Source organism: Pseudoalteromonas sp. NBT06-2, assembly GCF_002276045.1.
In the GTDB taxonomy this organism is placed as follows: domain Bacteria; phylum Pseudomonadota; class Gammaproteobacteria; order Enterobacterales; family Alteromonadaceae; genus Pseudoalteromonas.
Genome location: NZ_NQMR01000177.1, coordinates 1 through 10,913, shown reverse-complemented (window position 1 = coordinate 10,913; position 10,913 = coordinate 1). Strand labels below are relative to the sequence as shown.

At 36.4% G+C, this 10,913-nt stretch carries 8 protein-coding genes and 1 pseudogene; 1 reads left to right on the top strand and 8 read right to left on the bottom strand.

Annotated features, from left to right (window positions below; genetic code table 11):
* The first annotated feature begins 160 nt into the window (after window positions 1-160).
* On the top strand, window positions 161-2,140 hold the full coding sequence (locus CJF42_RS22850; protein WP_095368871.1) for a TonB-dependent receptor plug domain-containing protein: 1,980 nt from the start codon (window positions 161-163) through the stop codon (window positions 2,138-2,140).
* A gap of 138 nt (window positions 2,141-2,278) precedes the next feature.
* On the opposite strand, the gene nth is transcribed toward CJF42_RS22850, so the two are convergent.
* From nth to CJF42_RS22810, 8 genes and pseudogenes are all read right to left on the bottom strand, one after another.
* Window positions 2,279-2,911 (bottom strand): endonuclease III, encoded by a 633-nt coding sequence (nth, locus tag CJF42_RS22845; protein ID WP_095368870.1) that lies wholly within the window; start codon window positions 2,909-2,911, stop codon window positions 2,279-2,281.
* 132 nt (window positions 2,912-3,043) lie between these two features.
* On the bottom strand, window positions 3,044-3,745 hold the full coding sequence (locus CJF42_RS22840; protein WP_095368869.1) for an electron transport complex subunit E: 702 nt from the start codon (window positions 3,743-3,745) through the stop codon (window positions 3,044-3,046).
* Window position 3,746: 1 nt separating this feature from the next.
* The gene (gene rsxG, locus CJF42_RS22835; RefSeq protein ID WP_095368868.1) at window positions 3,747-4,391 is read right to left on the bottom strand and encodes an electron transport complex subunit RsxG; all 645 of its coding nucleotides are present in this window, start codon (window positions 4,389-4,391) and stop codon (window positions 3,747-3,749) included.
* Window positions 4,388-5,458 (bottom strand): electron transport complex subunit RsxD, encoded by a 1,071-nt coding sequence (gene rsxD / locus CJF42_RS22830; RefSeq protein ID WP_252097712.1) that lies wholly within the window; start codon window positions 5,456-5,458, stop codon window positions 4,388-4,390. Before rsxD ends, rsxG begins: the two co-directional genes overlap by 4 nt.
* A 23-nt stretch (window positions 5,459-5,481) precedes the next feature.
* A pseudogene (gene rsxC, locus CJF42_RS22825) lies at window positions 5,482-7,443 on the bottom strand (electron transport complex subunit RsxC); the annotation flags it as partial.
* Window positions 7,444-7,452: 9 nt separating this feature from the next.
* Window positions 7,453-8,007, bottom strand: coding sequence for an electron transport complex subunit RsxB (gene rsxB / locus CJF42_RS22820; protein WP_095368866.1), 555 nt, complete (start codon window positions 8,005-8,007; stop codon window positions 7,453-7,455).
* Window positions 8,008-8,009: 2 nt separating this feature from the next.
* Entirely contained in the window at window positions 8,010-8,591 is a 582-nt protein-coding gene (gene rsxA / locus CJF42_RS22815) for an electron transport complex subunit RsxA (RefSeq protein ID WP_095368865.1), read from the bottom strand.
* A gap of 207 nt (window positions 8,592-8,798) precedes the next feature.
* A complete protein-coding gene (locus CJF42_RS22810; protein WP_502694808.1) occupies window positions 8,799-10,679 on the bottom strand; it encodes an EAL domain-containing protein in 1,881 nt (626 codons plus the stop codon).
* Window positions 10,680-10,913: the final 234 nt, after the last annotated feature.

Genomic DNA, 10,913 nt, shown 5'->3' with positions numbered 1-10,913 from the left:
ACCACCAATTTTCGCCTCCTAAACTTCTTACATTCATACCCTAGAGCACCGATCAGTTTAAAATATGAACACTATATTTTAAACTGATCGGTGCTCTAGACAACATTAAAATTTATTAATTGTGAGAACTTCGCAGTTTTTAGCATTATTTGAGGTAAAAATGCTTAACATATATTCTAAAATATCACTTGCGGTGCTGTTAGTGCCTTCAATATCATACTCTAGTGAAGGTGGACATGGTGACGAACATCATGAGCATGGCGAAAATAAGATTGAAAAGATCCAAGTAACCGCATCACGACTTGGCCGAATTGTTGCTGAGTCAGCAACCCGTACAGAGATCATCAATGGCGAAGAAATTCAAGAAAAAGCCTTAATGAGACCAGGTAACATTTCTATGTTGGTTGCTGAAACTGGCGGAGTACGCGTGCAAAATACTTCACCAGCTCTAGGTAGTGCCAATATTCGATTGCAAAGTATGTATGGCCGTTATACACAGTTACTCAGTGATGGATTGCCGTTATATGGTGGTCAAACCGCATCGATTGGCTTATTGCAAATTCCTCCGACTGATCTTGCCAATGTTGAAATCATTAAAGGATCGGCATCATCTCTGTATGGTGGCTCAGCACTTGGCGGAGTGATTAACTTAATTTCTCGAACCCCATCAGATGACGTTGAAGGCGAAGTGCTATTGAATGCAACATCGAAAAATGGGCAAGACATCACGACATATTTTTCCACACCTATAAATAACGCTACCAGCGTATCTGTAACATCTGGCTTACATAATCAAGAGCAACAAGATTTAGATAGTGACGGCTGGATCGATATGGCGCATTACCAACGTGCAACCATTCGTCCGCGCTTATATTGGGAAAGCGAAAGCGGTGCCAACCTGTATTTGACTTTTGGTGCTATGATGGAAGAACGTGAAGGTGGAACAGTAGAGAGGGCAACTGTACCCGATGGCAACCCATTTAAACAAAGCCAAGATTCACTAAGACTTGACAGTGGTTTTATTTTTGATCAACCTCTTGGGGATGTGCTTAATCTCAATGTGCGTGGCTCGGTCATGCGCCAAGAGCATGACCATGTGAATGGCTTAGTAGAAGAAAATGACTATCATGAAAGTTATTTACTTGAATCTAGTGTGTCAGGCTATAGTGATACTATCGCTTGGCTAGTTGGTGTTGCCTATCAATCAGATCGCTTTGATTCAGAAAAATTTTCCGAGTTTAATTACAACTACCAAGTGCCAGGGTTATTCTCGCAAGTTGATTATGACGCAAGAGATGATATTTCACTATCACTTAGTGCGCGTACTGATTGGCACAGTGAATATGGCACGCAAGTTAGTCCACGCATTTCAATGTTTTATAACCCTGAAAACTGGACTGTTCGTGGTTCCTATGGTCAAGGCTTTTTTGCCCCAACCCCCTTTATAGAAGATATTGAAGAGGCCGGTTTATCACGTTTAGCTCCACTTGAAAATCTTGAAGAAGAGCTGGCGACTACTGCATCTATTGATTTTAGCTATTTAGTCGACAATATTGAAACGAGTGTGACTTTGTTTGCATCTGACGTTGATAATGTAGCTGAACTTGAAGAGATTCCCTCATATGAGATACATTCCGATAAACAAGTACGTATCGTAAATGCCTTAGGTAAAAGTGAAATTCGTGGTGCTGAATTGCTGGTTCGCTATCGCTGGCGTGACCTGAAACTAACTGGTAGTTATTTGTACACTGATGCCAGCAAAAAAAATCAGTCAGTCATTGGCCGAGAACCTTTAACACTCACACCAAAACACTCAGCAGGTGCGGTTATTATGTGGGAAGAGCATGGTAGTCATCTAATTGGGTTTGAAGCCTATTACACGGGTACACAATACTTAGAAGACAACCCACATCGTACTAAGAGTGAAGCGTATTGGCATTTAGGTTTGCTTGGTCAAATAACAGTTGGCAGAGTAAGTTATTTTTTAAATGCAGAAAATCTACTTAATGTACGCCAAACTAAAAGCGAGTCGTTATTGTTACCAGAGCAAGACCCAAGTGGTCGTTGGACTAAAGATATCTGGTCACGCAATGACGGATTTACTGTTAATGCTGGTGTGCGTGTTCAGTTCGGGCACTAAATTTTTTTGAAATTAAAGTGGAGATATTTGGGAGGCATACTTAGTGCCTCCTCATATATTCTGTTTAATGTTAAACTGTTGGATTTGGTTATTAAGGGCAATACGAGGTCAAATATAATATCTTCGTTTACTTGATTTTTATTCTGTTTTATCTTTAAACTCACACAAGTCTTCAATAATACAAGAACCACATTTAGGCTTGCGGGCAACGCAAGTATATCGGCCATGAAGAATTAGCCAATGATGAACATCTACCATAAATTCTTTTGGTACAACTTTAAGTAGTTTTTGTTCAACTTCTACAACGTTTTTACCCATTGCAAACTTTGTGCGGTTAGAAACACGGTCAATATGCGTATCAACAGCGATTGTAGGCCAGCCAAATGCAGTGTTAAGCACTACGTTAGCCGTTTTTCGGCCAACGCCTGGAAGAGCCTCTAAGGCCTCTCTATTTTCAGGTACTTGACCACCATGCAAATTAATAAGCATTTCACAGGCTTTATTAACATTGTTGGCTTTAGAGTTATATAAACCAATCGTTTTTATATAATCTCGTAAACCTTCCAGTCCAAGATCTAAAATACCTTGCGGTGTATTAGCGACAGGAAAAAGCTTTCTTGTTGCTTTATTAACACCAACATCAGTAGCTTGAGCAGATAAAGTGACGGCAACAAGTAATTCAAATGGGGAGTTAAATTCTAATTCTGTTTCAGGATTTGGATTGTTTTCTCGCAATCGTTTTAAGATTTCTATTCGTTTTGTGTTGTTCATAATGGCTGCTTGGTTTTTCGATAACTCAATTAGTCTCTATTGAATAACCAACATCCTTGCAGGATTATAAAATTTTCGAGATGATAAGGATTTAAACAGGACTCGTATATAAAAATTTGTGAGTCACTTTGTTTAAGTTAGGCTTGTTACACGAGCGCGAGGCGCTTTTTCAGTATCAATCGCTTTAGGTTCTTTATCTTTAATTTGTTCATCAATAATATTTTTACTAGCAATCAGAAACCCCATACCAATAAATGCTCCAGGAGGTAAAATTGCTAATAAAAATTGGTTATCAAACTTGAAAATTTCTAGTTTTAATACTTGGGCCCACTCGCCAAATAATAAATGAGCACCGTCAAATAATGTGCCTTGACTTATTACTTCACGCATTGCACCTAACACAAGTAAAACCAATATAAAGCCTAGGCCCATCATAACTCCATCTAAAGCTGATAAATGTATTGGGTTTTTAGAAGCAAATGCCTCAGCTCGGGCGATGATTACACAGTTAGTAACTATGAGCGGAATAAAAATACCAAGAGATTGATATAAACCAAATGTATATGCGTTCATTAATAGCTGAATGATAGTTACAAAGCTGGCAATAATCATTACAAAGACAGGTATTCGAATATCTTTTGGAACCCAGTTCCTTACAAAAGATATTGATATATTTGAACCTATTAATACCAGCATAGTTGCTATACCAAGCCCAAGTGCGTTGATTAAACTTGTTGAAACTGCTAGTAGAGGACATAACCCCAATAATTGTACTAAAACCGAGTTGTTTTTCCAAAGACCTTGCAATGAAATTTCTTTTAGATGTTCTTTCATATTATTTATCAACCTTTGCACATGCATTTGCTGCATCAAATAACATATCAGTTTCATTTTGTGCGTATAAACTTGCACGTTTAACTGCCGAGATCACTGCGCGCGGCGTAATGGTAGCCCCTGTAAATTGATCAAACATACCGCCATCTTTTTTTACAGCCCAGCGTATATCTTGTTCAGATTTAACCTGAATATTTTTAATTTTTGTGATCCATTGAGATTTAGCGACCTCAACTTTATCTCCCAACCCCGGTGTTTCCTTATGTTTTAAAACTCTGACACCGGCTACAGTTCCATCTAAATAAATGGCTGATAAGACCTCAATATTTCCACTATAACCATCAGGTGCGGTACTTTCAATTATGAGCGCAACAGGAATATTATCCTTTTTAGCGCGATAAACTTTATGAGGTTTTTTATTTCCTAAAAAGCTAGCTTTAACAATTGCGCAGTCTAAATATAACTCATTATCATATTTACCTTTTGGTAAAACTTGTTCTAAAACCTTTAATAATTGCCTTTTTTCTTGCATCGCAATTTGATCTTTTGTCATTATTTGAGTGGCTGTTACTAAGCCCGTTGTGATAAGTGCAAATAATGATAAAATTATGCCATTTTTAATCATGGCTTTTTTTTCAGTTATCATTGGATTTTTCCATGACCATAAGTTATCGGTTTTGTATAGTAATCAATAAGTGGTACAGCCATATTCATTAATAATACTGCGAATGCGACAGCATCAGGATAGCCGCCATATGCGCGAATTATATATATAAAAAGGCCAATAAAAGCACCATAGATTAATCGTCCTTTATTCGTTGTTGCAGCTGACACCGGGTCGGTTGCAATAAAAAAGGCACCTAACATAGTTGCACCGCTGACTAAATGAAAAACAGGGCCAGCATGGATATCTGGTGAAAATAACGGGCCTAAAATTGAGCAAAAGGCTAAACTACTCAGTATCGCAATAGGGATATGCCAATTAATTATTTTTGTTTTAATAAGGTATAATCCACTCAACATGAAAGTAATATTAACCCATAGCCAGCCTTTACCTGCAAAGCCATTAAAAACATCTCCAGTTAAGCTTTCTGTAACAGTAAGTCCTTTTGTGATATCTGTTTTTAATGTATCTAACGGTGTTGCCATTGTTATGCCGTCTAAATTCATTCGAAGCTGGTTAACACTGAAGCCATCGCTAGTAAACCCCGTAAAAATCACCTGTAACTGTTCAAAAAAACTTAAAGAATATTGTTGTAGTGAATTTACAGGCAACCAAGATGTCATTTGTACAGGAAATGAGATCAACAATAATATATAGCCTGCCATCGCAGGATTGAACAAGTTAAACCCTAAACCGCCATAAAGTTGTTTAACAATTAATATTGCAAATAATGTGCCTATAACAATTATCCACCAAGGTGCTAATGGTGGAATACTTAATGCTAATAATAAACCGGTAAGTACTGCGCTATTATCTTTTAATGTTGGAACAATAGGGCGGTTTCTTAATTTAAGTACTAATGACTCGGCGACGACAGCAGTAATAAGCGCGATAATACATTGGAGTAATACACCATAACCAAAAAAATAAGTTTGAACTAATATTCCTGGAATACATGCAAGCAGTACTGTCATCATCACGCTAGATAAAGTTTTCTGACTGTGGCTATGAGGCGAACTGCTCATATTCAATTGTGTGCTAGCCTTCATAATTAATTGTTGTCCTTAGAGTCTTTTTTATCATCCGATGTGCCAAGTTCAACTTGGCTAGAACCTTCATTTTTTTCTGATTCACTTTGCTTAGCTAACTTTTTAGCTTTTGCACGGGCTACGGCGGCAGCGACTGCTGCTTTTCTAGGATCTTCAGCTTGTGTTGATTCAACTTCGCGAGAATCTTTATTTGTATCTGATTCACTTTGCTTAGCTAACTTTTTAGCTTTTGCACGGGCTACGGCGGCAGCAACTGCTGATTTTTTATCATCTGTCTCAGAAGAGGGAGCTTGATTGTTATCAGAATCTAAGGTTTCTTTTTGTTTTTCTTCTCTATACAGACGCGCTTTTTCTTTGCGTTGGGCTCTTTTTATCGCAACTTCAGTATTATCAGGTAGAGTTTCAGAATTTTGATTCTGTAGTTTTTTGGCTTTCGCACGGGCTATTGCGGCAGATACAGCTGATTTATCTGATTGGTTAGTTGTTACTTTAGCCATAGCTTGCGCTATTTTAGTTTGTTCGTCAGCCGTTTTTGGTTTAGCAATTTTTTTATGTCGATTGAGTCTTTCTTCTTTTTCGCGCTCAAGTCTTTGATTTCGAATTTCAAAGCGTTCTTTTGCTCTTTGTGCTTTTATTTGTTCTTCTTGTTGCTCTTTTATTTGTGCCTTAGCAACTCTATAATATTGAACTAAAGGAATTTCACTAGGGCATACATAGTTACATGCACCACATTCAATACAATCAAATAAATTATGATCTTCTAATTTATCGTACTCTTTTGCTTTAGCAAACCATTGTAGCTGTTGAGGTAACAAAGATGCAGGGCATGCATCAGCACAAGCACTACAGCGTATACAAGCTTGTTCGTTATCATTAAAAGGCAATTCAATTTGATTTGGTGCTAAAATACAGTTAGTTGTTTTTACAACTGGGATCCGAACACTTGGTAAAGTGAAACCCATCATAGGACCACCCATTATGACTCTTTGTTGTGCTTGGGGTTCAAAATCACAATTATCAAGTAAATGTTTTACTTCTGAACCAATCAATGCCCAAACATTTTTTGGTTTATTTAATGTTTTACCAGTCACCGTTATTACACGTTCAATTAGGGGCTTACCTTTATGGATTGCTTCTCCTATTGCAAATAAAGTCCCAACATTTTGTACTAAAATACCGATGTCTGCTGGAATTTTTCGAGTAGGCACTTCTTTATTTGTTAATATTTGAATTAGTTGCTTTTCACCACCAGAAGGGTACTTGGTAGGAATCGTTTTAACTAATATATTTTCAAAAGATTCACTGGCTCGCTGCATTGATTTAATCGCTAAGGGTTTATCGTTTTCTATGGCTATCAGTATTTTTTCTGGTTTGAGAAGGTGGTTTAATACGCTTATGCCATGGATTATTTCATCCGCATGTTCTTGCATTAAGCGATCATCGGCTGTTATATACGGCTCGCATTCAACACCGTTTACAATTAAAAATTCAATTTTTTTATCTGTTTGTGATTTAACGTATGCTGGAAAGCCCGCGCCACCCATACCACAGATCCCAGCCATTTGTATTTTTTGTATTATCTCTTCATAGTCTAAAGAAGCATAATCTGAAATTGGAAATAAATCACACCAGGTATCTTTACCATCAGGTGATAAGATGATACTTATTTCTTCTAAAGCGGATGGATGTGCAGATGGCATCGCTTGAATTGCTACGATTGTACCGGATGTTGGTGCGTGAACTGGAACTGACCAAGGTTGATTTGGTGCAGTTAATGCCTGACCTTTGAGCACAAATTGTCCACTTTCAATTAATACTTTACCATGGACGCCAATATGTTGCTTAATAGGTACAATAAGCTTTTCAGGTATTGGAAGTTGCGAAATAGCAATACTTTCTGTTAACGCTTTATGACCAGGAGGGTGAACACCACCAGGGGCCTGCCATAGCATTCCACGTTCTATCTGCTCTAGTAAACTCTCCACCTAGGCCTCTTAATCTATCTGTTTAACTGAAATGGATTCTAAATTCCATTTCCAGTTTTGAGTTGTTGTTTTTAATGGCAGCATATCAATACAATCTACAGGGCAAGGTTCGACACATAAATCGCAGCCCGTACATTCATCAATTAATACCGTATGCATTTGCCTAGTTGCACCTAAAATCGCATCTACAGGGCATGCCTGGATACATTTTGTGCATCCAATACATTCATCTTCACGAATATACGCGACGGTTTTTATTGGCTCCTGTGCTTCACCTCCAGCTAAAGGTGTTGCTTCAACTCCCATCAAATCAGCTAACTTTTTTACAGTAGCATCACCACCCGGAGGGCATTTATTTACATCATCACCATTTGCAATTGCTTCTGCATAGGGGCGGCAACCAGGATAGCCACATTGACCACATTGTGTTTGTGGTAATATTTCATCGACTTGATCTACTATAGGATTAGAATCAACTTTAAAGCGAACACCCGCAAAGCCTAATATCAGTCCAAAAATTAGCGCTAGACTTCCTAGAGCAATTAAAGCGTATATAAGTATCATAATTATAGTTTCACTAACCCAGTAAAGCCCATGAATGCCATAGACATGAGTCCTGCGGTGATCATTCCTATTGATGCACCTTTAAAAGGGGTCGGTACATCAGCTGCATTTAATCTTTCTCTTAGGGCTGCAAACAAAACTAAAACTAATGAAAAACCGATAGCGGCACCAAAACCATAAACAGCTGATTGTATAAAATTATGTTCTTTATTAATATTGAGTAATGCGACACCTAATACGGCACAGTTTGTTGTGATCAGAGGTAAAAATATACCTAGTAATCGATATAGGGTAGGGCTTGTTTTACGTACAACCATTTCGGTGAATTGAACCACTACAGCTATTACGAGAATAAAACTCATTGTTCTTAAAAATTCGAGCTCTAGAGGCATTAAAATATAATGACTAATTAAATAGCTAGCAACAGATGCTAAAGTTAAAACAAACGTTGTTGCTAAGGACATGCCAATAGCGGTATCTAATTTACCAGATACACCCATAAATGGACATAATCCAAGAAATTGAACTAATACAAAGTTATTTACCAGCACTGTAGCTATCAGTAATAATAGGTATTCTGCCATTTTTTTACCACCCTAAGATATAACCGGGCTATTATCCTGTTTTATTGACCTTTTAACAACTGAGAACAGATGAACAATCAGAAAAAAGTTAATTTACAGGTATAGTTTAAAAAAATATCGAATAATAGGAGCTTAGGTGGTGAATTTAGTTTGTTGTTAATGCACTAAAAGCTTTGCTCATTTTAGCAAAGTGATTAATGATATAGTTTAAATATCTCTTGGTTTATCAATGTAATATCCTTGCGCGCCATCTAAGCAAAGTTGTTCTATAATATGCTTTTCTTCTTGATTTTCAACCCCTTCGGCTAACACTTTAACACCTATCCTATGGGCCAAATCCACAATTAATCGCATAAAGTACTGATTATTTTTATCTTCTTCAAGACCACGCGTATAACTTGCATCCATTTTTATAAAATCAGCTTTTAAATGGCGGAAAAATTTAAACGAAGTTAAACCTATACCAAATTTTTCTACGGTGACTCTTGAGCCGACTCTGTGGATCATATCAATAAAACGTTTACTTGCTTTGATATTCTGCTGTAAACCAAATTCACTTATTTCAAAGATAAGTTTAGCGGCAATATTATTATTTTTAAGTAATAAACGTTCAAGCCATATCAAAAATTGATCATTATGAGCACTATGTGCGGTAATGTTAATACCAAAAGATTTTTCTGAAAGGTTCTTATTCTTAATGGAATCTATAGCAGACTCAATGATCAAGCGATCGACGTGCGAGATTTTTCCTTGTTTTTCTGACATCGCTAAAAATGACGCTGTAGGCAATATTTGGTCGTCATGAGTTTTGAATCGGGCTAAGATTTCAGAATAGGCTTTGGTACTACGGTTTGTAGGTGTAATCGTTTGTAGCATTAATTTTACGCGAGAGTTTTCAAGTACGTCATCAATTACTTGTTTCCAGTTCTGATTACCAAAACTGGCACTTACATTATCAAGTACATCTGATGCTTTTTGAAGGTGCCATGCGTTTGTTTGCTTACTTTGTGCCAAACTAATCGCGGTATCAACAAGTGCTAATAATTCACTTAAAGGTTTTTTTGTTTCATAAGCAACCATGCCTGTATTTGCAATAGAACTTAATTCAGTTTGTTGTTGATACTCGGTAAATTTAGACTGCAATGATTCTCCAATTTTTTCTGCTTCTTTAAGTGGAAGATTAGGTAAGATAATTGCGAAGTCTGAGCTGTTGATTCGAAAGCACTGGCTTGTGGAATATGTGCCTGTTACTTTTTGAATTAAATTAGAAACATCTTTTATATATTCATCACCTTTTTGAAAGCCTCTGGTTTGGTTTATCAATTGTAATTCACTTGAACGTACTAAGGCTAAGATCCCGAAACTTGCTTTGTTAGCATCTTCTATATTTGCGCCATAATATTCAATAAACATATTTCTGTTACCTAATTCTGTTACAGAGTCTTTATATGCTTGAAATTTTATTTCTAATGCGGAATCTTCGATTTCTTTTTGCTTTTTTCTTAAAAATGAATTCAAACGTACGATACTTGGATAAATCGTTGAAACAGCACCATCGGCAATACTGCTATCAAGCTGTTTATTTTGTTCATCCGTTTTTATAAATTGATCTACCATGCGTGACATTGCGTCAGTAACATTATCAGATGCTTTTTTAAGTGTTGACTTTAACGAAATAAAAGGTGCGACAACTAAAATAAGGGTTAATGCGATTAATAAAAATAGCATACTTTGGGCAACATTAGCTGCATATTGCATTTTTACAGTAAATTCAAGGTTTAATCCTTGATCTGAGTCAACTGCAAATTGTGTTCTAATAAAAGGGGAGAGGTCATGTATTTTTTTTATTGTGAAAGGTAAGTAGGAAAAATTATCATTTTGATTGTAAATAATTTCACTTTTATCTTTTTGAATTTTTAAAGAGTCTAAGTTAAATATTGTTTTTATATTATTACCGTAAACTTTTGATTCTTCAGTGAAAGGATTTTTTCTTATGTACAAACTAATTGCTCGTTGGGTCATCAATTGTGTTTCTGCACTGTAACTTTGAAAAGCATTAATAACTGAATAAATACCTGAACAGGACATTATTATCCAAAGTATAACTTGAGTCGATATGAATTTTTTTAATTCAACCATAATACTTATTGTGTCCGTAACATAAAATTTTAAATCGAGAAATTTAAATCGAGAAAAGTACTCTTGTTATATAGTAGAATATAAAGATATGAAATGTAAACAATTTGTTTTTCTAGCAATGGGTTTTAATGAAGACTATCAATTGTCTTTTTGTGTCTTTTTGGCTCCCCCTCCCCGACTCGA